This window comes from Ruegeria sp. BC3, from assembly GCF_056539265.1.
The window spans coordinates 494,298-517,960 of the sequence record NZ_JBQFUP010000004.1; the positions used below are offsets into that span (position 1 = coordinate 494,298).

Consider the following 23,663-nt stretch of genomic DNA (forward strand, 5'->3'; position numbering starts at 1 on the left):
CACGGGTATGAACGCAGGCGTTTTTGTTAGCGAAGATCTCACTAAACGCAATCTGAACTGAGTCCCGGCCTTTGTCATCCAAGCTCACGACGCCTTTCATCTTTCAGCGCCGCTTTTTGGCAATCAAACTCGTACCTGTAAGCGTTGGGCAATGGAACACTTTCGAAACCGGCGCGCAGAGACGCGACTTCTTCATCGGTCAACTTGTTGCGCCATTTATCTATCTGATTTCGGCTGTTTCTATGAATATTGTACGGATCGTCCGTGTCTTTGACGGACGCGGAAGACAGTTCTTGTACCGATGCCCGAACACTTGGTCTCATTTCACGGCCACAGAACGCATAAATCTTCTCCAAAACCCCTTCTGTATTCAGGCACAAGTCCTCATACTTTACGTGCAGAAACTGGTCGTACTCGTCGGAATGCTCGATTGCGGCACGCCAAGATCTCGCGGTTCGCAGGCCAAATTCTTTCCAGCGTTGCAATTGGTCTCCGTCCGTTTCCCACCACCCCCGATCCCGAAAACTCAACGCTATGTCCGCCGGATGCCGGGTCAGGAAAATCAATACTGGGTCATATTCCCGTAGAAACCATCCACAAGCGTAGGGGTTCACTTCTTTTACAACCATCCTAGCTGGCCCACTTGAGTAAGGGGGCCATTGCGACACATGAGCCAGTACGCTGGGCCTGAACGCTGCAGAACCAGTCCGGATTCGCCTTTGAACATCAAGGTAGGTTTCTGGCGGCGCCGAAACATCGAATTCTACCAAGGAATCGCCTGAATTCCGCGTTACATATGTTCGTGTGAAAGGTTCTCTAAGGTACTGGATATCCGGGCCTAGCCCTAACAAGCTGCCGATCCAACTTGAACCACTGCGTGGCATTGAAACGACAAAAATAGGTTTGCCACTTCGGCGTCGGGATGATCCCATAAATGCTGCAAGGCGAATTAGAGTGTAAGGAATCAAATTTTGAATACGCTTCATGTCATGCGCCCGCCAAACTCAACTTTGCATCGCTAAAATGATTAGCTTCGGCAAACAACTTCCTCAAAGGGTACAGTTTAAGAACTACTCTGTAAGCGGTATCTCCGACAGAGTTTCCTGAACGGATACTTCCAAGCTATCACCGGGAAGCAGTTCTGTCAGTTTGTCAGCGGGTAGCGTTTGAAGCTGTCCGTCCACTACCCGAAAAATCGTTACGGAATAGTCGATATCGGAAATCAGAGACTCGGTGCCAATCTCGCTCGAAGCTCCGGCCAGATACTTTGAGATGGTGTCCATGCGAACGCTCGCATCCCGAATTTCAAGACTTGCAGCTAAGCGCTCTTGCAACAAACGGAGCGACCGCTCTTGCTCATATTGCTCTTGATCGCGGCTAAGGCGCGTTAGGATCAGACCCGTCGCGGCTAAGTCTTCTTCAACATCAAGTAAGCGGGTTGCCGAAAGAACAGTCGTGCGGCGCGTATCAGCAAGCCTTGAACCTGGCGCCAACCCCTTGTCTACAAGGCTTACAACCCGCGCTTCTTCTTCCTCATCAGCCGCCAGGGCCTTGGCAAGCTCAGACTTTTGCTCTTCCAGGATTCTGATCCGTTCTGCGGCCTGTTTTCTCGCATTTTCAAAGTATTCGCGTTCTCCGGCTTCGTTGTCCCGGTTGATTGTTCGGATCTTTATCTGCTCCGCCAACAGCTCCTGCAGAACTTTATGGGAAATAATAACGTCATCAGGCTTGGGCGGAGCAATATCCATATTATCCGCCAATTCCGTTGTGACACGCCAAACTTGAACCATGGCTTGAGCATGTTGAACAGCAGCCTGACCATATGCCGTCTGATAGCGTACCAACTGGATTGGATCGACCGTCACATCATCCGACAGCAGTTGACTTCTGACACCACCCGCCAGCGCAACTGCTTCCCGTGCCGTTATCGCCGGGCGATAGTCAATCACGCCTGTGCGCGCTACATCTCCACCGACTACGATTGGACGGTAGCCTGTCCGCGCAATTTCAATCTCATCACCATCGAGCTGGATAATGTAAATTTCGCCCTGAAGGTCGTACTGCTTAACGATCTTTCCGGCAGCGTCTTGCCGAACCAGCTGTTCTAGTTCTTCGGTCGACAGCCCTTGCGCTTTGAAGTGCCCTAACCAATTCAGGTTGAGGTCACCGTGCACATCGACCGTCGCTTCGAAGGACAGATCGTCCAGGCCCGTCAAGGATACGCGCACTTCGTCGCCCGGTTCCAAATTGAAATCCGCAACTGAAGGGCCAGCACTTAGGAACAATGCGGCCAAGAATATCCAAATTCCGAATACCTGTGGAATCAGTTTGTGCACAATCGATGCAGCCGTCACACCGCTATTTTGTCTGAGTTCCATTTGCCTACCATTTCAACGACCGGTTCCGTTGCAAACGGCCCCGATGGTGCGGTACAGAATTTTGAGATCGAACCAAAAGCCAATGTTTCGGGCATACTCGCTATCGTAGATTGCACGATGTGAGAACTCGACCTCATTCCTTTTGGACACTTGCCACAACCCTGTAATACCCGGCTTCATCAGATCATAGTCGCGGCCAGGATAGAGGTGTCTCTGCTCAGGCATCATTGGTCGCGGACCGACCAGACTCATGTCTCCGACGAGCACGTTCCAAAGCTGTGGCAACTCGTCCAGCGAGGTTGCTCGGATGAAACGACCTAATTTTGTGACACGTGGATCATTATCCAGTTTTTGCTTTGACTCCCATTCGGCAGCAGCAGCTGGGTTTTCACTTAAGTGTTTAGCCAGAAATCGGTCTGCATCGGGAATCATTGAACGAAATTTTAGAAAACCGAATTCGGAACCACCTAGTCCGACACGCGGTTGCCGAAAAATTACGGACCCGCCGTCCAATTTGATAAGAACCGCAATCGCTAACATCAGTGGCAGCACAAATGGCGCACCGATTAGAACCAAAGATACGTCCAAAAAGCGCTTGCCTTTAACAGCATAGCCACTACTCAGATTAAAATACTCGTCGCTATTCTTTCCAGAGCTTTGACTTGGTTGGTAAATATTAGTGTCTTCTAACTCAAAAGAACCTCGGATTTGGTTCATAACAACCCCCAAAAACTAACACAGCACACAACATAAACAGCGCCGGGGCACCAACCGCGCCCGTCGCTAACATTCCTAACTTGCCCGCCCCAATAGGCACATCGGGCAATGTTCATCTACTTTTAGCTCGATAGACTTGAGACTGGACGCTTATAATTGCGGTTACCCAAGAATTTTGGCACGACTCACGCAGAACAATACTCTGGGTGCTCATAACCTTTGAAAATATTGCACTTCTAGCGTTATGTGACAACATATTTGTTGGGAAATGGATTGGCAGCACTGGTCCCGCCTAAAAATTGACCGCTTTCTTGGCAGAAAGCCATCACTTCAACATTCAGCCCAGTGTTTGCTTGAAAACCGTCTCGTGGGCGGGTGTTCAGTTGCGGGACTTCACTGGCAGTTTGTCTATGATCCTTAGGCGAAGTTCGCTGTTCAACGCGACGTGTAAGCATGCGATCAAAAGAGGCGCTAGGCAACCTATGACTAGACTTGAGACAATAGCTTCGCCTACACCGGCGCCTCGCAGCAAAAAAGCCATGAAGCACAGCACGGAAATCAAGGGACCCGACAGTAAATAAACGACCAGCATTATTTGTTAGCTCTTGCTCTCGGTTCTTCTGTGACGGTTTTGTATCTGCCTACTCTAGTTTCAGAATGTGTACATTTTGGGGCAAGTCTTCAAGAGTATAAGGGCATTTGTGCACACCATCACATACCATCCCATTCAAAGTCTTATCAGTAGCCCTGATGTATGTCGCTGCGCCTCAGCCTATTGTGAACGCCGTGGCAGTTCGTTCTAAGTGAATCAGGTCGCTTTTTTTGGTCATGCCTTAAAGCTGTCAAAGGAACTTTGATCAGCTAGTTTAAAAGGACATTTCGTGTTTTTTTCGTTACTTAAACTGATCGGCCAAGGAACCCGTCTCAGCAATATCAGCCAAAACTTCGGATCTGGGAGAACCGATACAATCGGTCAATACGCACCTTGAGCTTGGCAACCTGTGCAGCAGAAATTGATTTCTTGACTTAAATTTGTGTTCGACATGCGATCGGCGGAGTGTTGCCAAGACACTTCTGGGCCAGACCACCTAACAGTGCCAAAACAAATCAAAGTCGATCCGCCATAGTTTTAAACTAAGAAGAAAATCCGCTTGAACCGAATCGAAGAGTCACTTTGCGAACCACTGACACGGCAGCCGTCTGTCGAATAGTCACCATGACTGCAAACATAACCACAGCACCAAGCGTCATAATTCCAAACTGCGCAAATACATCGTTCAAAGCGCCGGCCCACAAACAGAAAGGCGCGAACGCAGCCGCACCTACCAACGCCTTAACCACTTCGAAGACGGGAATGGTGATCGGGTCGATTTTGCGCCCAAAGTGATAATAAGCGATAAACCCAAGTACACCACTTACTAAAAAAGCCAGTGAGGCCCCCGTCGCTCCAATCAAATATATGAAAACAAAAGACAAAAACACGTGCGCGACCAATGAACAGATAGTGATGCCCAATTGCAGCCCGGTTTTTTTAGATCGAGAGAACGAAAAGCTCAAATAAGCACCTTGTAAACCGAAAACCAAGGAGGCCAACGCCAAAACCCGTAAGTATCCTTCTGTTTGTGACGCAAATGCGGGCTCAAACATTAAGTTGGCAAAAACGTCAGCAGCGCAGACCAGTGCAACTACGATCGGCACTGCAATCAGCATCAGAAATGAGAAGTAACGCTCAAGCATCGCATCCGAAGAGGCGGTTCCACGAACCTCTAGTTCCTCGAAAACTGATGGTCCCACAACGCGTGAGAGGGTATCCATTGGTAATCTAAGTGTTCGTGAGGCAAGCGACTGTGCTGCCGCAAAATATCCTGCGAACTCCATACCTGCAAAAATGGCCAACAACGACTGCGTGGACATTGCAAAAAAAGTTGCTGTCGAAGAAACCACGGCAACTGGAAACCCAAATAGCAGGTACGCTTTGAGAGCAGGAATGCTCGGAAGCTGGATGCCTGACCTGCGAAGCGCGATTATCAAAGCATACGCACCCGGTAGCGCCGCGCCCAGAGACATACCGATCAGAGCGCTTTGGTAGCCGCCTCCGTTCACTACGAATACGACGGCAAGCGCAACCCCAAGTAGATGCCGCAACAGAGTGACGCCAGCGTATTTTGGCCCCTCATTGTATTGTCGCAAACAGGCCGTTCCCAACTCATGCATCGCATGGCTGATGCAGTAGATTGACGCAAAAAACAGACTGTCGATCCAAGATCCGGGCAATATCAGTGGAACCAGACTGGCAACAATCAGCAGCAAGAATGCCAAGGCAACAGAAGTTCCAAGCACCGATGCAATGGTCCTGCCTTCGAATTCCTTCGAGTGATGAAACCTACCGATCGCAATAGCAAGCCAATGAAAAGTAAAGGAGAAAATTAGGTTTCCCAAAAGGAGCGTGAGGTTGTATCGCCCAAAATCTGCTGGTCCCAACACCCGGGTAAGTACTATTAAAATTGCGATTGCAATCACCGCAGACAGCATTCTGGGTGCAAAGTACCAAGTCATCGGAAATCATCTGCCGTTTTCGGCTCTATTAAACTCATACAACTCACCAAATCACCCAACGCGAGCGATTAAACCAACTAAAACCACAAGAGCGCAATGCGCTTAACAATAATTCAGCGCCTCTCGGCGTGCCATTGTTCTAACTTTTCTGGAACACAATCCAAGTTTGCTTGATGTCTTTTTAGGCATAGTACCCCGTTGTTGTCGATTCAGAGGGTTGCTCCTTAAGAGACAACGCTTCACAAAAGGCTTTCTGTTGTTATCATGAGACGGTGGCTCGAATAGGCTTGGCGCTTCAGACTCAGTCAGCCTTTCGCTCTTAAGTTAGTATTTCTATGTTCACCAGTTCGTGCCCTTGCTCTTAGTCAGAGCACTTGGCCACCCAATAACGTCATGACGCTTGCCAATGTAAACATTCCAGCTCAGCCGTCTTCGGGGCTTCTGTTTCACCACCTTGTTCTGGCGGTAGCACTTGTCGTCATGCTGATGATTGGTACCGACTTCGTTTCTATCGTGTTATGGCAGCATCCGCTGGCCAAAAAAGTAGAGATCGTACTGCTCATCCCGCTGCTGGCAATTACGCTTTTGTATTTCAAACACTTCATTCGCGGGGTCTTTGCCTCACCTGAGATATCTCTTCTGGTACTATTTGCCATTTTATCAATCGTTTGGAGCGATTACCCAAGACATACGATACAGCGGTGCATCCCATTGGTCGTAACATCGGCTTTTGCCTTGGCGTTGGGCAGCATGATGTCCCTTCGGGGACTGCTATTGTTTGTTTCGATCTTTTTTGCCGCGACAATGGTCCTTTCCATGGGGGCTATTATTGCACTGCCACAGGCCCGCGGCATCCCTCCATGGGACGACGTTTGGAATGGCATCTACGTGCATAAAAACGGATTTGGCCTTGCTGCCGCTTTGGGCATGGTGTCGTGCTATTACGCGTCTTGGCAATTCACCGGCCGCATCAAAGCGCTCTTTATCGCGGGACTTTTACTTTCGCTGTTTCTCTTGGTGATGTCCCAATCTCGCACGTCACAGATTGTTGCAGTACTTTCGATGTCCGCCATGCTCGCCAGCCAAACACTGCCCAGAAGGGAAACAATATGGGCGATCAGCTACATATTGTCCTCAGCTTTCTTGGTCGGAGTAGTGACGTTCATTCTGGCATCACCCATAGCCGAGCCAATTTTTGGATTGATTGGCCGTAAGCCAACTCTGTCGGATCGAATCCCGACATGGGAGTTGGTCTGGCCCTTCGTGACCGACCGTTTCTGGATCGGTTACGGGTATGCGGCCCATTGGTACGAGGAAGGAACTTACGCCCTCTACTATGCAATGAAGTTGGAATACCCGCCCCACTATTCGCATAACGGTTTGTTAGAGACGTTTCTGAATACCGGTTTCATCGGCGTTGTACTTTTGTTTTGTGCGTTTTTTCGCCTGTTTTTCTCGTTGTTCTACTGCATGCGCTTCATTCCGCAGCGGGACGCTTTCGTATTTGTCTTCGTTTTGGCGATGCTCTATTTTTTCTCAAACATTACGGAAAGCTCTATCCTGAGTAGGCTAAGCGATAGTTGGATGTTCTTCGTTGCGTATGGAACAAAGATCAGCCTTGTCGCTAAAGCACTACGGCGCAGCGCAAGAACCAGAGATGGGCAAATGAGCTGAGCCTCAAACCGATACGCGGTTGCCCCATGTAACCCAAAAAGCCAAAAAAGCGCACATTGTTTCCAAAAATAACGCTTTTCTGCCGATGCTAAACCGGCTGGACAATTGACAGTCGTAGCCCCCGTGGTGTGCACTTTCAGCATCCATTCTTTGAGTCTTTTTCTGAACGTCCAATCCTTTGGGGAGGCACAATTGAAGACAGCAATATTCGCAGGCGGCAAGGGCTCACGCCTGATCGAGGAAACCCGTGTACGCCCCAAACCTCTGGTTGAAATCGCCAACCGCCCGATCCTGTGGCACATAATGCAGCACTATTCGACCTATGGTCACCATGAGTTCGTGCTGGCGCTGGGATACATGGGCGATCTGATCAAGCGGTACATTTCCGACCTGTGCCAGTATGATGGCAACCTGCGCATCGACTTTGCCAAGCGTGAATTGTTCGGCGAGCCGGACTATTCCAACGGCGTGAATGACGTCGAAACGCCGCCCTGGACCGTTGATCTGATCGACACCGGAATGGACACGATGACTGGCGGGCGCCTGGCCCGGCTCGAGCCTTATCTGGGTGGCGAGACCTTCATGCTGACCTACGGCGACGGGGTGTCGAATGTCGATTTGGATGCGCTGCTGGCCTTTCACCGGTCGCATGGCAAACTGGCGACCATCACCATGGTTCGACCGCTGACCACCTTTGGGCACTTGCAGGTGCGCGAGGACGGATTGGTCGAAGGGTTCATGGAAAAGCCGGAAACGGCCGCCGACTGGATCAATGGCGGCTTTTTCGTGCTGGAGCCCGAAGTGTTCGATGCCGTCGCCAGCGTCAATGGCGACGAGATCATGTGGGAAGAAGGCCCCCTGCCCAAACTGATGGAACTGGGGCAGCTGATGGCATACCGCCATCCCGGATTCTGGTATTGTATGGATCACCTGGCGGACAAACGCCGGCTTGAGGAGATGTGGAAAAATGGCAACCGTCCGTGGGCATCATGGGAACATTCAGAAGGTCCTGTTAACGGGTCATCTCGGCTACGTGGGGACGGTCACCGCCCCGGTCTTGGCCGCGGCGGGAATCCAGGTGACTGGGTGCGATATAAATCTCTTTGACCGGGCAGATTTCGCGCCCGGAGGGGACGTTCCCGACGTTCCGAACATCGGTAAAGACATCCGCGATCTGACAGTCGAAGACCTGAAAGGGTTCGATGCCGTCGTTCATCTGGCTGCGCTGTCAAACGACCCGTTGGGCCAGCTGCGACCGGGTCTGACGCAACAGATCAACCACGAAGGTACGATCCACGTGGCCAAACAGGCCAAGGCGGCTGGTGTGTCCCGGTTCGTATTTGCGTCGTCCTGTTCGAACTACGGCCGCGCGGGCGAGGATTTCGTCGACGAGAACGGAAAACTCAATCCCCAGACCGACTATGGTGTTTCGAAGGTGCTGGCAGAGCGGGATCTGAAGCCACTGGCGGATGAGACCTTCACGCCGACCTTCCTGCGCTTTGCCACGGCCTATGGCGCAAGCCCACGGATGCGGTTCGATATCGTGCTGAACAATCTGATCGCGCATGCCTACACGTCAGGCCGCATTCTGATGATGTCGGACGGCACCCCTTGGCGGCCGATCATCCATGTCGAGGATATGGCCCGCGCCTTCCTTGCGACGTTAGAGGCCGACCCAAAGGTGATCTCGGGCGAGGCATTCAACGTGTGCCGCACCGAGAACAACTATCAGATCCGCGATCTGGCGGAAATCGTCGCCGATACCGTACCCGGTGCGAAAATCGACTATGCCGCCGATGCGGGGCCAGACAACCGGTCCTATCGCGTGAGCTCTGCCAAGATCGAAAAGTGCATTCCCGGGTTTAAACCCCAATGGGACGCCGCCCGCGGTGCGCAGCAGCTGTACGAAGCGGTTAAAGCTTGCGACCTCAAAGTCGAAGATTTCGAGGGCCGCAAATACAAGCGTCTCGCCCAGTTGGAAGCCCTTTTGCAGGAAGACCAACTGGATCAGGATTTCCGCAGAACCGTGCCGGTCGCATCGTGATCGGCACGCACTGAGTTAAACGGCCTGGAGCGTTCCCGTAACGGTCCGGGCACCCCGTTCACCGGATTTGAACGCCTCATCTGTCCATTGGTAGCCCCATTCGCCAAACCGGCCGACATAGGTGATCCCAACTTCATCCAGCCATTTGTGAACGATCGGCAACGCGACTTCCCGGTCGAGGTCAAAGATAATGTTGGCATGGGTGATCAGACGGGCATCGGTGTGCAGGATCTTCTCGTCCTCTTTGATCAGGCCGATCTTGACCAGATCGTCGATCACCGGTTGGATCAAATCCTGCGGTGACACATCCAGCGGGCGGTACTTGTGCGAATAGTAGCATTCCGCCTGAATAGAGCCGCATCCCGGCGGGCAAGTTTTGGTCGACATCTTGTGCGGGAAGCTGAGGCGCGTGAACACGATGTCTTCGTCATAAATGTAGGTCCAGGTCGCGGGCGTGAAGTCATCACGCGCAAGCCCGAGGTTGACGGTGACACATGTCGTACAGGCCAGCTTGGCGGCTGCGTCCAGCACATGCTGCGGCGCACCTTTGACCATCGGGATCAGGTCCGGCAACGGAATGGATGAGATCAGCTGGCCGTATTGCTCGATCACGCCATTTTCAAACTGAACGGTCTTTGCGACAGGGTCGATCTCGACCACCTTGTGATCCAGATGCAGTTCGGACTTTTCCAGGAAGGGCTTCAGGTATGAGATAAAGCCGCCTTCCGTCGGATAGCGGAAATCGGTGATATAGTGGACATCCGGTGTTTCCGCGAAAATTGCACCGCGGATCACCTCGTCCATCGACGGGCGGTAGAGCCGCGGTCCCATCCAGACCGTGCTCATCTGATCGGCGTCAACGGTGTGATACTTTTTGCCATAAACCGCTGGGAAATGTGTGGCGAAGGTCTCTCCAAAAACCGAGATCAGCCATTCCAGATAGTTGGCCGGTTTCTCAACGACCTCTTTCTTCGACGCTTCGATAAAGTCGAGAATACACTGCGTTTTCAACTCGTCCGGCAGGTTATGCAGGTTGGCCTGTGCCGGATGTTTGACCCACGCCCCGTGATAGTAGTTGTTTACATAAGCCTGCAGCTTTTCGTATTCGCCCCCGACGTTCTCGGCAAACAGATCCTGAATACGCGGGTCCTTCGAGAATGAGATATGCGGGCCGTCGTCAAAGATAAAACCGCTGTCATGAACGAACGTGGCCGTGTGGCCGCCGGGGAAGGAATTCTTGTCATACATCCGCGACGGGATGCCCTGACCATGCAGCTGATGGGCCGCGCCCAATCCGGCCATACCGGACCCAAGAATGACTATGTTTTCGTTGCTCATATCAGTTTTCTTTCGCAATTTCGCGGCGCCACCAGGCGATGGTATCCGCAACTCCGGTTTCCAATGAATACTTCGGGGACCAGCCCAACATCTCATGCAGGCGCGTTGTGTCAGCCTCGACCAATGGCGGGTCACCTTCGCGCGCCTCGCGGGCGCCAAGGCGCACCAGATCTTCGGCCCCAATCTGACGGGAGATTTCGGTGATCAGGTCAGCCAAAGGAATGGCCGTGCCGCTGCCAATGTTGAACGGACCTTCCAGATCGCTGGTCAGCAAGGCGACCATGGCGCTGGCCACGTCATCGACATGCAGAAAATCGCGTTTCTGCCGTCCATGGGTGCACAGGGCCTCGCGCCCTTCAAGCAGCGAAACAATGACGTCCGCTGCAAGACGCCGGGGGTTTTCGCCCGGCCCGTACAAGAAAAAGGGACGCGCCCAAGCGCCTGACAAGCCCAGCGCGGCGCACATCCGGTCATAGGCCACCGACAGCCCCGCCTTTGCCGCACCATATTCGGTGGCCGGTGTCAGTGGGGTGACACCTTCACACAGCTTTTCCGGCTTGCTCCAGTCATACTCCATGCAAGACCCGCAAAACGTCACGCGCTGACCGCCGGCTTCAGAAAAGGCGAACAGCAAGTCGATCGAATGCTGCACCCATCGGAAGTTATCCAAAGCCTGCTGGTTGCCCGGCCCCATATACCAGGCCAGCGCCAAAAGATGGCTGGGCCGATGTTTTTGCATGATCGACGAAACCGCCTCTGCGTCGGTCATATCGACACGAACCCAGTGCATATCGCCCGCAACCTCAGGGTGCGGATCGTTTCGATAGGTGGCGATTACGGAGTGACCGGAGCGGGCCAACTGGTGAACGCAAGCGCGGCCGATAAAGCCTGCCGCCCCCGTTACCAGAACCTTTGTTTTATCCGTCTTCGTACCCGTCATTCAGAGGTCTACCGTTCTGAGAATCTGTTTCGCTGTCAGGCCTCCAGCAAAGGCCAGCTTGCATCTTTTTCGGAAACAATTGTTACAGGAATTGGCCATTGTATGCCCAAAGCAGGATCGTCATATCGAATCCCCTGTTCGACGCCCGGCGTGTAATACTCGCTCGCAGAATAAAACGCTTGTGCGCCATCAGACAGGGCCAGGTAGCCATGCGCAAACATTTCGGGCACGTACAACGCCCGTCGGTTTTGCGCCGAAAGCTCGATCCCGAAATGCTGCCGAAAGGTCGGGCTTTCAGGTCGCAGGTCCACGATCACATCATAAATCGCGCCGGTGATGCAGCGCATGAACTTGGCCTCAGCCGCCGGGGCCTGCTGATAATGCAGCCCGCGGATTGTTCCTTTTTTCTCGTTAAATGAGAGGTTTATCTGCGCGATGGCAGGCTTCAGCCCGTGTTCCTCAAACTCATTCGCGCAGAAAGCGCGCGCGAAAAAACCGCGGTCGTCCGAGATTTCCTTGAGATCAACGACAAATGCACCCTTCAAAGGGGTTTCGGTGAAAATCATTAAACTCCCGCCTTTTTCAACGGCACGCAAAAAACTACGCCAGTCGGCAGCCTTGAAATCGGGCAAAGACGTCCCGGCTGGTTCGCCGCTTTGCAAGGATCTTAAAGAATACGCCTGACCCAAAAACTAAAGCAGACACGGGGCGCGTTTTCCATAGTTTTCGACCCTGCCAACAGTTAGCCTTCGCCGCGTGCCAAAAACTTGCCCAAACCGGCAAACGGTTCGCACTCAAACTAGGTGCCCGGTCGGAAATTCTTTGAAACGTGACCGTTCGGAGTGTGTAATGTGTTCGAATTTGATTTTTCTTAAAGGATTATGCGTTTGACCAGCCCAGCCGTGTCCGTACCAGCGTCCCGAGAGCTGTTGATCTTTTCCCAGCGCAACCTAAACGACAATGTCTCGCGCTGTTCCGGGTTCGAGTTTGAGGATGTAATTGCCGAGATCGAAACCGCGCAGCTCATCGCGCCCCGACGCGCCAAAGAACACCGGTTGCCATATAATCCAAGGCGCTGGCTGTCCAAGCGAACGGAATTGTTTCGGCATTGGCCTTCGGGCGTGCGGAAAACGCGGCTGGATCGGGATTATGACCTTTTCTTTTGCGACGCACAGAAACCGCAAGAATTGCTGGCGCTGGATGCGATCCCCAATTGGCGGGAACGCTGCGGCCTTGCCATTTGCGTTCTCGAAGAGGTCTGGACCAGCGATCTGGAACGTCACATGCCGCTGGTTCGAACACTGGCAGATTTTGACCTGATCGGCTGCGCTTTCGCAGAAACCTGCGAGGCATTGCAGCGCATCACCGGCAAACCCGTCATTCACCTGCCCGGCGCAGCGGATATGGTGCGTTTTGCCCCGGAAAGCCTGACCGCGGACCGGCCAATTGACGTCTATTGCATGGGACGGCGGCGCCCGGAAATCCACGACCGTCTGCTCAAGGTCATAAAAGAGCGAGCCGGTTTCTACCTGTACGATTCAGCAACCAAGCCTCCGATCGCGGCGGATCACAAGGTTCACCGCGATCTGCTGGCCAATCTGGTTCAACATTCCAAGCTGTTCATGGTCGACATCGCCAAGATCGGTCACGCCGATCAAAAGCGCGGCAACGTGGCTTGGGGTCCAAGGCATGTCGAAGGCATTGCGGGCGGGGCGGCCCAGATCGGATACGCGCCGGAATCCGAGGATTATCGCCGCTATTTTGACTGGCCGGACTCTGTCGTTCGGCTGTCTGAAGACCCGGACGAGGCCATCACCCAGATCGTCGCGTTGCTGGACAACCCGACCGAGTTGGACAGGATGCGCCGGATCAACCTGGCCGGAGCCCTGGCAAAGCATGATTGGCTGCATCGCTGGGCTCAGCTGCTGGACCACCTGAATATTCCACATTCCGAAGGAATGGCGAAGCGTGCCGAAACCCTGTTGCAGATTTCTGCGCGTCTGTCGCTGGCCGACCAGCAGATACCTGCAGCAGAATAATTGGCGGCGTAGCAGGACTACCAACCAGCGCAAGATCGTACCTTGGACTCAGCTGGCAGACTTGGGTGCCCGCCGCGCCATCGTCCAACCTCGCATATTCCGCCGAGTCAGAAATCAGGTCTCTTCAATCGTACTGGCATCGCTCCTGGGTTCGGAGGGGGCAATACGAGCGCGCAGTATTGAACGGCAAGGATAGCTGGAAGCACTGCCATCTTCCTACGGGGCGCCCCATCCAGGTTCATTAACTTCGTGCGGCAGGTCTCCTGACTTTCGGGGCAAAGCTATCCGGGTCCTCTCCAGGCGCTTGGTCAAAGATCAAATACCCTGCGTCAGACAGGGTTCGACCCCCGATAGGCGCGGGGTGTCATCCCGACGACCTGTTTGAAACTGCGCGTAAAATGCGCCTGATCCGAAAAACCGCACGCAAGCGCGATATCACCAAGCGGCCGCTGCTCATTCTCCATCATTTTCATGGCCTGTTCGATCCGATAGGCCATCACGTATTGCATCGGCGTCGAGCCAAGCGTTTCCTTGAAGACACGGGCAAAATGTGAAGAGCTCATGCCTGCTTCCGCAGCCAGCTCATCCACGGTGATTGTCTGATCCAGACGGCTTTGGATATATGAAAGAACACGCTGGTAATGCCGCGAGGTGAAACGCGCAGACAGCTCAACATCTTCCGCGCGGCGTTTTCCAAACTTCTGCAGCATTTTGACCAGAAGCACCCGGCTCATGGCTTCGAACATTACCGCCGATGACATGTCATTTGACGCCAGCGCATCCCGCAGGATCACACCGGCGGCACACAGATCGGCGTCTGAAAATTGGGGCAAATCCTTGAACTGCTGTGGATCAAGCAGCATGCCAAGCTCGGCCTGCGCAAACCGCTCGACTTTCGCAGGGTCCAGGGTGATGACAATCACGTCGGATGGCCCATGCCACTGCCACCCCGAACGGACCCCGGCTGGTGTCACGATAACCTCATCCTTGCGAAAGATGAAATCCCGCAATTTGCCATCCCGCCAATTCTGAACGCGATGTTCTTCGGTCTGCAGGTTCAAGAGGACATGGTGTTCCTCGAACACCTCTTCAGGCATGCGATCCGGCTCGGCTTGAAAATACCGAACGGACATCAATCCGGCTGCCGACTGACGCTCCATCGCGTCGCTGTTCAGCAGCGGCGCAGAAGGATAGATATCGGCGTATTTCAGTGGCAATGTCCTGATCTCACGATTGGTCATTATCGGATGACTTGAAAAGTGACAGACCTGCCGGAAATCATCAAGAAACCGCTGAATGGCTAGCCAAACAAAGTATGTGCCGTCAGCGGGCCAAAAGTGAGCTGAAAACGAAGTCCTCCAGACAACCAATTATCCGGGTCATTGGCGTTTCGGACAACACGCTGCGATAAGCGCTGCCTTCCAGGACTTCTATCACCAATTGCGACGTCTGAAAGGTATCCGGAACCGCACGCAAATCACCGTCTTCAATGCCACGGCTTACCACTGCCTCAAGCGCGTAGGTCAGCTTTGCCCGGTTCTCGACAAACAACTGTGCAATGTCAGGCTGACGCAGCGCTTCGCTTGAGATTTCCAAGGTTAGAATGACGTTTTCCGCCGCTGCAAGGTACCTGGCATAGGCCCTCATGAACTTCTTCAGGACCGTGGGCGCGGGTGATTTTGAACCCAGAATGACAAGGAATTGGTCCAACTCGCTTCGCTCGAGCATCGCAATCTCGACAAGTACGTCATGCTTGCCGCGGAAGTGGTTGTAGAGGTTTCCAAGGCTCACGCCAGCCTTGTTGGCAATCTCCCGAACACCAGTCTGATGATAGCCCTGCTCAAGGAAACAAATGACTGCGGCTTCCAAAATCTGGTTGCGCCGCTTGGCCGTCGACCTTTCCCGGACTGAGCCCGGGCTTTTTGCATCTTTTGACATTTTATTTTTTCTCGTTGAACGAACGAACGATCGTTCATATTTTATGACATCTCGATACGCGCCACAAGGTGCAATTGATTCGACGACACAGGGAAAGACAGATTTATGGTCGATAAATCCTTAGAAGCGACGCAAAGACCGGGCCGCCGATGGCTTTGGATCGGGCTTTCGTTGGTGCTGTTCATCGCAATCGTCATGGTGCTGTTCGATACCGAAGACACAATCGATGTTCAGGCAACAAGCACCCCTCCCCCGCCACAGACAGTAACTGTTGTTACCGTCGCCCCGGAAACAGTTCAGGCGCAGGTGTCAGCGTTTGCCGAAGTTCGGCCCCGTTGGGATGCCGAACTGCGATCCGCTGTCACCGGTCGCATCACAGCTGTACATGATGCCGCTTTGGACGGGGCGCAGGTGGAACGGGGTGCACCTTTATTCTCAATCGAAAGCGCCCCTTACCAAAGCGCCGTAGCCGCGGCAGAGATGGAGCTTGAAGAGGCCGAACTGGTGCTGCTGCGCGCGCGAAACAACGTAACCGTTGCGCAGCGCCAGTTTGACCGGGATGACAAAGAGCCCCCCAACGATCTGGCCGTGAACCTGCCTCAGCTACGTATTGCCGAGAAAAGCGTCGCTGCCGCTCATGCCCGCCTGAACGCGGCGAAAAGCGAATTGGCAGACACCGAAGTCGTCGCCCCCTTTTCCGGCTATGTGACCCGCCGCTTCGCCAGCCTTGGACAAACGGTCAGCCCGGGTGATGCCCTGATACATCTCTCGGACAATCGCCAATTTGAACTTGTTGCCGAGCTCAGCCAGGCGGATTGGGCCCTTTTGGATCATCCGATCTCGGGTGCCATTGCCGATCTGAGCCAACATTCCGGAGGCACCCTGGGCCAAGCTCAGGTTCGGCGCGGAGGTGGGTTTCTGGATCAGGATACCCGGCAAATGCGCGTCTTTCTGGACGTCACCGCACCAGATGAACGTATCATTGCCGGCGACTTTCTGCGGGTCAAAATCCCGGGACGCCACATTGAAGATACGGTAACGCTACCGGAAAGCGCCCTGACCCGCGCCGGGTATGTCTGGCTGGTCGGTGTCGACGACCACCTGCAAAGGATCAGCCCCAAGATTCTATTCCGCAGCGAAGGCACGTTCACGATCCCGGCACCCGAGGGCCTTGGCCCGTGGCGCGTGGTCCGGACCCCATTGGCATCGTTCCTGCCGGGGCAACGAGTCATGCCGAAGTCGGTCGAGGGATAAGCCATGCACGCCCTGACCTCATGGTTCATCCGCAACCCAGTCGCTGCCAACCTGATGATGGCGTTGATCCTTTTCCTCGGCGTTCAGACGCTTCTGAACATCAGGATCGAAGGCTTCCCGCGCATTCCACCCGAAAGCGTCACAGTCTCCATCGGCTTTCCGGACGCGACGGCCGAACAGGTCGACGAGCTTGTGACACAGAAGGTCGAACAGGCGCTCGAGGGGTTGGAAGGCGTGCGCAGCGTTACCTCGCAATCCCAGAACGACCTGAGTGTTGTCACGGTCCGGCGTGCAGGCGGCCAGAAACTGCAGGACGTTCTGGATCGCGTCCGTATCCGCATCGACGGGCTGACCGACCTTCCGGAAACTGCGCGCCGCCCAGTGATCGAGGCGTCAGGCTTTGACTTCCCGGCTCTTTATCTGAACCTTTACGGCGAAACCGATCCAGCCACGTTGCAGAGCCTTGCCCAGCGCCTGAAGGAAGAGTTGTTGGCACAGCCGGAATTGTCACGTCTTCAAATCTGGGGGCTGATCCCACGAGAGCTGCGGATCGAAATCGATCCCGCCCTGTTGCGCCATTATGGCCTGACCGTTTCGGACGTGACCCGCGCCATCGAGGAAAACTCGCTGACGTTTCAGGCCGGCCGGCTGCGGACCGAGGGGGGCACTATCTTTCTGCGGGCAGACGATCGGGCCAAATACGCGCCGGAATACGCGGCCCTGCCAGTGATTGAACGCGACGACGGGTCATTTGTTCCCCTCGGCGATATCGCCAAGATTGAAGACGGATTTCAGGATGGCGAATACCTGTTTCGCCTGAACGGCAAACAGACAGTCGGAATGGAGGTTCTGGTCGGCCAAAAGGAAAACCTGCTGGAAATCAGCGATGTGGTGCGCAGCACTGTGGATGAATTCAGCCGCCAACTGCCCTCGCAGGTTCAAGTCGAGGTCTGGGGGGACAGCGCGGGTTACATCTCGGACCGCTTAGCGTTGCTGCGCTCGAACGGGGTGCAGGGATTGATCCTGGTGACCCTGATGTTGTCGGTGTTCCTGAATGTGCGGTTGGCATTCTGGGTTGCCATGGGCATTCCCGTTTCGGTCATGGGGGCGATTGCGGTCTCGGGTTCGAAATGGGTGGATTACTCGTTGAACGATGTCACCACGTTTGGCCTGATTATTGCGCTGGGTATCCTGGTCGATGACGCGGTTGTGGTAGGCGAAAGCGTTTTCGAAGAACGCCGCCAGGGTAAGGACCCCATAAAAGACACTGAACGCGGCGTGCATCGCGTGGCCGTCGCCACCGTCTTTGGCGTACTCACCACGATTGCGGCCTTTTTTCCGATGCTGCTGATCGACAATCCTCTGGGCAAGGTGCTGGCCGGGTTTTCCGGCATCGTGATCCTGACGCTGATCTTTTCACTCATCGAAAGCAAGTTCATCCTGCCCGCCCATCTGGCGCAGGTGTCGATGGGACAAGAGCGCCGATACCTGCTGACGCGCCTTTGGGGACGTGTACAGGATGCCGCGCAAGGCGGACTTTACTGGGTCCGGGATCGTATCTACCAGCCGATGTTGGTCGCAGCGGTGAACCAGCGCTACGCCGTGTTGATCCTGTTTGTTTCTGCCGCAACGCTGGGGCTTGGCCTGATGTACAAGGGCAAAGTCAGGACGGTGTTCTTCCCTGAGGTACCCGGCCAGATCATCACGATGAACCTTGAAATGGACGCCCGCGCGCCCTTCGCACTGACCCGGTCAAATGTGAACCGGATCGAAGCTGCATTGAACGAATTGAATGCAGAGCTTGCCGAAGACACAGGCATGCCCACGCCGCCCATACAGACCTTGTTCACGACCGTAGACAGCGCAGGCAGCGCACAGATTTATGCCGAGATGATACCGGTAGCCGAACGTCCAGACGTTCCGATCCTCAGCGTGGTGCGCCAATGGCGCGAACAGGTGGGGGCCGTCGAAGGCGCAACCGAGATTGAGTTCACTGGATCAGAGGCCCTCGCCGGAGGGTTCCGTATCCGTCTAGCGTCGAAAGATGAAGACTTGCTGCGGCAGGCCAGCGCCGAGATGAAGAGCTTTCTGTCCAATATCGAAGGCGTCGCCAATGTTCGGGATGGATTGGCTGGCGGACAACCCGAGCTGAAACTCCGCCTGCGCCCGGATGCGCGGCACCTCGGGTTTAACACCGAAACGCTGGCTAGGCAGATTGGTTACGGGTTTGGCGGGGCCGAGGTCACCAAAATCAGACGTGACGGATCCGAAATTCGGGTGGTCGTTCAGAACGCGCGGGAAAACCGGGATACGCTCGTTGATCTGATGCAGACCCGCTTGCGCAGCGCTTCGGGCAAATGGGTACCGCCGGAAACGGTCGCCGAGATCGAAGGCACTTACGCATCTGGAGTCGTTTACCGCCGCGACGGGAAACGCATGAATAATGTGGCGGCCTCGATCGACCGCAGCCTGGTGTCCCCCGAAGAGGTCGGGCAGGCAGTGTTCCAGCAGCTGGCGCCGCAGCTTCGGACAAAATACCCCAGCGTGACGGTCCTGCCTGCCGGTGAGCTCGAAGAAATGTCCGAGATCAGCGACGGCTTGAAACGCGCGCTGCTATTGGCTGCTGTCCTTATCTATGTGCTGATGGCTGTGCCGTTGAAAAGCTATTGGCAACCCTTCGTCATTCTCGCGATCGTCCCCTTTGGTTTCATCGCGGCCGCTGTTGGTCACCTGATCATGGGCGTCTCTCTGTCGCTGTTCTCGTTCTTCGGGATGCTGGCGCTGACCGGTGTCATTGTGAATGACAGCCTGGTCATGATCACCCGCTACAATCAGGCGCGTGAGGAAGGTCAACCCGTGAACCAGGCTCTAAAAAGCGCGGGCGTTGGCCGCTTCAAGGCGATTTTTCTGACGACTGCAACAACGGTGATCGGCCTGCTGCCCTTGCTGACCGAAACGTCAGAACAGGCTCAGTACCTGATCCCTGCGGCAATCTCACTGGCATTCGGTGAGCTTTTCGGCACCGCGCTGATGCTTCTCCTGGTGCCAGTGCTGATCGCCATCTCCGAAGACGTCATCGCGGTTTTCAAACCCGCTCGTCAACCTTCAGCAAATGAGAGGACAAAGATATGAAACACACCCTACTGGCCGCTTCTCTCGCCCTTTCGGCAATGGTCATTCCCGCAGGTGCCGATGGCCTGAAGGTGAGTGTGGATGGCATACGCAACGCCAAAGGAAACATCGTGATCCTCGTGTTTGACGATGCAAGAGCTTTTGACAGCCTGGATGTCTGGAGCGCCATCGACTACGCGCAGATCCCATCCAAGAAAGGCAGTGTCAGCCACAAGTTCGCCGACCTGGACGAAGGCCCATATGCGGTGCTGTTGTTTCATGACGAAAACAATGACGAAGAACTGAATTTGACCACTACAGAGCTGCTGGAAGGCGTTGGCTCATCCGGCGCGCCAAACGCTCAGGACCTACCTGATTTCAAAGCTGCATCGGTCTGGCCCGGAAATGTCAACGTTCGCATCCACTACGACAATTAGCGCAATTCTCTAATGAGACACTTCGTGCCGCCGCTCGCCGTTTTTCCCGCGCACCATGGCCCGTTAGATTTGCTCGACGTCTGGTCAGAATGTCACATGCAACAGAGCATTTTCCCGCCCGAGAAGCGGAGTTAATTGAGTGCGATTTTCAGAAGTGTGTGTCAATTTCGGAACCAAGCCCATATGGGCAAAGGAAACCAAAAAAGTGGTGAGCCGTGCAGGATTCGAACCTGCGACCCACTGATTAAAAGTCTTATTACCCCATTTTCGATAGCATTATAGCCAATTCGATTGAACAGTATATTCTCTTGAATAACAGAATTTTTAGCGTGCAGAGGTTTCTTAAAGTCCCTTCCCAACCCTCCGCACTTTGCTTACCTTGTGCTTACCCAATCCGTCCGAGACCAATATGCCCAACGTCAGATTAACAAAATCAAGTGTCGATCGCCTTTCAGCAACAAACCGGGACACGATCTATTGGGATGACGGTCTGCCGGGTTTTGGACTCCGCGTGAAAACAACCGGTGTCAAAAGCTTCGTAGTTCAATATCGCAACAAACAAACCGGACGGTCGAAACGCAAGACACTTGGGCGATATGGGCCGACCTTGTCATTGGGCGCCGCCCGCGAAATGGCACGCGCGATTCTTGCTGACGTGGTGCGTGGCGGAGACCCTGTCGCGGACGCTCAAACGCTCAGGCATTCACCAACGGTGAACTTACTTGCCGAGCAATACATGACCGCACATGCGGAGCCAAAGAAACGTCCCGGTAGTGTTCGGAATGATCGGTCAATGCTGGACCGATACATTCTCCCCAAGCTTGGTGACCTTAAAGTCATTGAAGTGACGCATCAGCATGTTCAGAAGCTTCACAATCAAATGCGTGATACTCCATATCAAGCCAATCGCACTCTGGCCCTCATGTCGAAAATGTTTGAACTGTCTGTGCGCTGGGGTCAGCGTTCTGACAATCCGGCGCGCGGCATAGAAAAGTTTCCCGAGGAAAAGCGGGACCGCTGGCTGTCGGACGATGAGCTGCAAAGGCTGTTGGTGGCTCTGTCAGAGCATCCGAATCAGGTTGCAGCCAACGCTATCCGACTGCAACTCCTGACAGGTGCACGGATCGGCGAAATCCTGACGGCAAAATGGGAAGACTTCGATTTGGATCGAGCGGTCTGGACAAAGCCGTCGCACCACACAAAGCAAAAGCGACGAGAGCACCTGCCAATATCGTCAGCAACCTGTGATTTGCTTGCGGCAATGAGCGCAGGGGATTCTCCTAAGAGTCGCTGGTTGTTTCCGGGACGCTCTCCGGACCAACCGTACAAAGATCTGAAGAAATTTTGGAGCTCGGTCACCACATCAGCAGGCCTTCAAGACTACCGTATCCACGACAATCGGCATACGCATGCGTCGCATCTCGTTTCCAGCGGTCTGGGTCTGCCTATAGTTGGTCGATTGCTTGGACACACGAACCCGTCTACCACGCAACGCTACGCGCATCTCGCAGATGACCCGTTGCGGCAGGCAGCGGATGTGATGGGTAAGAAGATCAGCGGTGACAGTTCCTGAAACCTGAGAATTTCCTGTGCTGAAGACACGCGAGCGGCAATTAGACTGCAGCTGTCGGCACAGTGTCGATGTTTGGGACGGAAGGGAATGGACGGAGATATAAGATGCCCAAATCTCTACTTCCCGTTGTCACAACGCGTCGTCCGCCTTGGAACAAAGGCAGACTAGTCGGACAGAAGCGACCATTGCAGTCAAAGCAAGTCTGGGCCATTCGCGCTCGGCTCGAACTTGCAAACAAGCTGAGAGACCTAGCATTGTTCAATCTTGCCATCGACAGCAAGTTGCGCGGGTGCGATCTCGTCCGCCTGAGGGTTAACGATCTCGCCGTCGGCAATTCTGTTCGCGATCGGGTATCCGTTGTTCAACGTAAAACTGCGAAGCCAGTGCAATTTGAAGTGACGGAGAATACACGTGAAGTCGTGTCGCAATGGGTCTCTTCTCAATATATGCATGGACAACGGTATCTGTTTCCAAGTCGTATGCATGCTTTGCCGCATCTTTCGACCCGGCAATACGCTAGGCTTGTCCGGGAATGGGTGTCAGCGATTGGTCTCGATCCGTCCAGCTACGGCACGCATTCGCTTAGGCGCACCAAAGCAGCTTTGATATACAGAAAGACCGGAAACCTACGTGCCGTTCAACTTCTGCTCGGTCACAGCAAAGTGGACAGTACGGTGCGTTACCTTGGCGTCGAGCTTGAAGACGCGCTTAGTATTGCCGAACGCATCGATCTTTAACCTTTTAGGCGGGCGGGATCGTCCGCTCGCCGCTCCCAAGCAGACTTTCGGAATCTCTCGTTAATCTTCCGCTTCGAGCCCAAAGCGGACTTAAATGTGCTCGCCAAAATGAATTGCGGCGATAGACATTCTCTTGAGCGGTCTAACCCATCACTAAATGCATTCACCGCCATCGATAACCAGGGCTTGCCCCGTCATAAAAGCGGATTCATCTGAAGCTAAATAGACGATCCCATGGCCAATCTCTTCAACTGTCGCCCATCGACTCATGGGGATCGCCTGCTCGATGTAGCTTTCCAGTTTGGCACGGCCTCCCATCTGCTTTTCGAAGCCTGCATTGAAAGGGGTGTCTACAAATCCTGGACATAGGGTATTGAAACGGATTGCATGGACAGCGTAGTCGGCTGCCATCTGCCGGACCATCGCAACAGCAGCGTGCTTTGTAGTCGCATAGGCGATCATACCCCGGTCATATTGAACCCCAGAATTGGAGGCCGTGACGATCACGCTGCCTCCACCTTGTGATTTCATATGGGCGACGGCTGCACGCGCGGCAATGAAGTGAGCGCGGACATTCAATGCCCAAGAAGCATCCATTCCATCTGGTTCCACTTCTTCCAGCGTTCCTTCGATCTGCAACCCAGCGTGAGAGTGCAACACGTCAAGCCGACCGAAGTTTTTAACTGCTTCGTCTATGGTTCTGGTAAGGGCATCGTCATCGGTCACATCAAGCTGTATGGCAGATGCTTGATTTCCCTGCGCTACGATCGCGGCCACAGTGGCTTCAGCAAGGGTTGCATCGCGATCGGTTACCACAACATGCGCACCCTCTTGTGCCATTGCCATTGAACCCGCCCGACCAATTCCTGATCCCGCGCCCGTCACGAGCGCGACCTTACCTGCAAGCCGCATGTCACTTGGCTCCTT

General features: G+C 54.2%; 19 protein-coding genes. 9 read left to right on the top strand and 10 right to left on the bottom strand.

Annotation, left to right across the window (positions count from 1 at the left end; all coding sequences use genetic code 11):
• Positions 1-74: 74 nt before the first annotated feature.
• The 4 genes from ACR0MV_RS14395 to ACR0MV_RS14410 all read right to left on the bottom strand — a co-directional run bounded on the left by ACR0MV_RS14395 (position 75) and on the right by ACR0MV_RS14410 (position 5,651).
• Positions 75-986 carry a sulfotransferase family protein gene (locus ACR0MV_RS14395; RefSeq protein WP_480702535.1) on the bottom strand — a complete coding sequence of 304 codons (912 nt, stop codon included), beginning with the start codon at positions 984-986 and terminating at the stop codon, positions 75-77.
• 84 nt (positions 987-1,070) lie between these two features.
• Complete coding sequence (locus tag ACR0MV_RS14400; RefSeq protein WP_170426015.1) at positions 1,071-2,378, bottom strand: polysaccharide biosynthesis/export family protein; 1,308 nt, start codon at positions 2,376-2,378, stop codon at positions 1,071-1,073.
• 12 nt (positions 2,379-2,390) lie between these two features.
• A complete protein-coding gene (locus tag ACR0MV_RS14405) occupies positions 2,391-3,095 on the bottom strand; it encodes a sugar transferase (protein ID WP_170426017.1) in 705 nt (234 codons plus the stop codon).
• Positions 3,096-4,229: 1,134 nt separating this feature from the next.
• Positions 4,230-5,651: an oligosaccharide flippase family protein gene (locus tag ACR0MV_RS14410; protein WP_170426019.1), complete on the bottom strand. Its 1,422-nt coding sequence runs from the start codon at positions 5,649-5,651 to the stop codon at positions 4,230-4,232.
• 393 nt (positions 5,652-6,044) lie between these two features.
• On the opposite strand from ACR0MV_RS14410, the gene ACR0MV_RS14415 reads away from it, so the two are divergent.
• The 3 genes from ACR0MV_RS14415 to ACR0MV_RS14425 all read left to right on the top strand — a co-directional run bounded on the left by ACR0MV_RS14415 (position 6,045) and on the right by ACR0MV_RS14425 (position 9,369).
• Complete coding sequence (locus tag ACR0MV_RS14415; protein WP_170426021.1) at positions 6,045-7,325, top strand: O-antigen ligase family protein; 1,281 nt, start codon at positions 6,045-6,047, stop codon at positions 7,323-7,325.
• Between the two features lie 192 nt (positions 7,326-7,517).
• Positions 7,518-8,432, top strand: coding sequence for a sugar phosphate nucleotidyltransferase (locus tag ACR0MV_RS14420; protein ID WP_217359071.1), 915 nt, complete (start codon positions 7,518-7,520; stop codon positions 8,430-8,432).
• The gene (locus ACR0MV_RS14425) at positions 8,359-9,369 is read left to right on the top strand and encodes an NAD-dependent epimerase/dehydratase family protein (RefSeq protein WP_480702565.1); all 1,011 of its coding nucleotides are present in this window, start codon (positions 8,359-8,361) and stop codon (positions 9,367-9,369) included. Before ACR0MV_RS14420 ends, ACR0MV_RS14425 begins: the two co-directional genes overlap by 74 nt.
• Before the next feature lie 15 nt (positions 9,370-9,384).
• Here the strand turns inward: ACR0MV_RS14425 and ACR0MV_RS14430 are convergent, their stop codons facing one another.
• From ACR0MV_RS14430 to rfbC, 3 genes are read right to left on the bottom strand one after another with little or no spacing between them, the layout of a single operon-like run.
• Positions 9,385-10,707, bottom strand: coding sequence for a protoporphyrinogen/coproporphyrinogen oxidase (locus tag ACR0MV_RS14430; RefSeq protein ID WP_480702536.1), 1,323 nt, complete (start codon positions 10,705-10,707; stop codon positions 9,385-9,387).
• 1 nt (position 10,708) lies between these two features.
• Entirely contained in the window at positions 10,709-11,647 is a 939-nt protein-coding gene (locus ACR0MV_RS14435; protein ID WP_480702537.1) for an NAD-dependent epimerase/dehydratase family protein, read from the bottom strand.
• A gap of 35 nt (positions 11,648-11,682) precedes the next feature.
• Entirely contained in the window at positions 11,683-12,213 is a 531-nt protein-coding gene (gene rfbC, locus ACR0MV_RS14440) for a dTDP-4-dehydrorhamnose 3,5-epimerase (protein ID WP_480702538.1), read from the bottom strand.
• Positions 12,214-12,534: 321 nt separating this feature from the next.
• Here rfbC and ACR0MV_RS14445 point away from each other — a divergent pair, with 321 nt between their 5' ends.
• Entirely contained in the window at positions 12,535-13,686 is a 1,152-nt protein-coding gene (locus ACR0MV_RS14445; RefSeq protein WP_480702539.1) for a glycosyltransferase family protein, read from the top strand.
• A 329-nt stretch (positions 13,687-14,015) separates the two neighbouring features.
• Here ACR0MV_RS14445 and ACR0MV_RS14450 read toward each other — a convergent pair whose 3' ends face one another.
• Positions 14,016-14,927, bottom strand: coding sequence for a helix-turn-helix domain-containing protein (locus ACR0MV_RS14450; RefSeq protein WP_480702540.1), 912 nt, complete (start codon positions 14,925-14,927; stop codon positions 14,016-14,018).
• An 82-nt stretch (positions 14,928-15,009) separates the two neighbouring features.
• The gene (locus ACR0MV_RS14455) at positions 15,010-15,624 is read right to left on the bottom strand and encodes a TetR/AcrR family transcriptional regulator (protein WP_480702541.1); all 615 of its coding nucleotides are present in this window, start codon (positions 15,622-15,624) and stop codon (positions 15,010-15,012) included.
• Positions 15,625-15,729: 105 nt separating this feature from the next.
• On the opposite strand from ACR0MV_RS14455, the gene ACR0MV_RS14460 reads away from it, so the two are divergent.
• The 5 genes from ACR0MV_RS14460 to ACR0MV_RS14480 all read left to right on the top strand — a co-directional run bounded on the left by ACR0MV_RS14460 (position 15,730) and on the right by ACR0MV_RS14480 (position 22,736).
• Positions 15,730-16,878 carry an efflux RND transporter periplasmic adaptor subunit gene (locus ACR0MV_RS14460; protein WP_480702542.1) on the top strand — a complete coding sequence of 383 codons (1,149 nt, stop codon included), beginning with the start codon at positions 15,730-15,732 and terminating at the stop codon, positions 16,876-16,878.
• A gap of 3 nt (positions 16,879-16,881) precedes the next feature.
• Complete coding sequence (locus ACR0MV_RS14465) at positions 16,882-20,010, top strand: efflux RND transporter permease subunit (RefSeq protein ID WP_480702543.1); 3,129 nt, start codon at positions 16,882-16,884, stop codon at positions 20,008-20,010.
• Entirely contained in the window at positions 20,007-20,426 is a 420-nt protein-coding gene (locus ACR0MV_RS14470; RefSeq protein ID WP_480702544.1) for a DUF2141 domain-containing protein, read from the top strand. The genes ACR0MV_RS14465 and ACR0MV_RS14470 overlap by 4 nt, the downstream gene beginning before the upstream one ends.
• 409 nt (positions 20,427-20,835) lie before the next feature.
• Positions 20,836-21,999, top strand: coding sequence for a tyrosine-type recombinase/integrase (locus tag ACR0MV_RS14475; RefSeq protein WP_480702545.1), 1,164 nt, complete (start codon positions 20,836-20,838; stop codon positions 21,997-21,999).
• Between the two features lie 104 nt (positions 22,000-22,103).
• Positions 22,104-22,736 carry a tyrosine-type recombinase/integrase gene (locus ACR0MV_RS14480; RefSeq protein ID WP_480702546.1) on the top strand — a complete coding sequence of 211 codons (633 nt, stop codon included), beginning with the start codon at positions 22,104-22,106 and terminating at the stop codon, positions 22,734-22,736.
• 153 nt (positions 22,737-22,889) lie between these two features.
• On the opposite strand, the gene ACR0MV_RS14485 is transcribed toward ACR0MV_RS14480, so the two are convergent.
• Complete coding sequence (locus ACR0MV_RS14485; RefSeq protein WP_480702547.1) at positions 22,890-23,648, bottom strand: SDR family NAD(P)-dependent oxidoreductase; 759 nt, start codon at positions 23,646-23,648, stop codon at positions 22,890-22,892.
• Positions 23,649-23,663 lie beyond the last annotated feature (15 nt).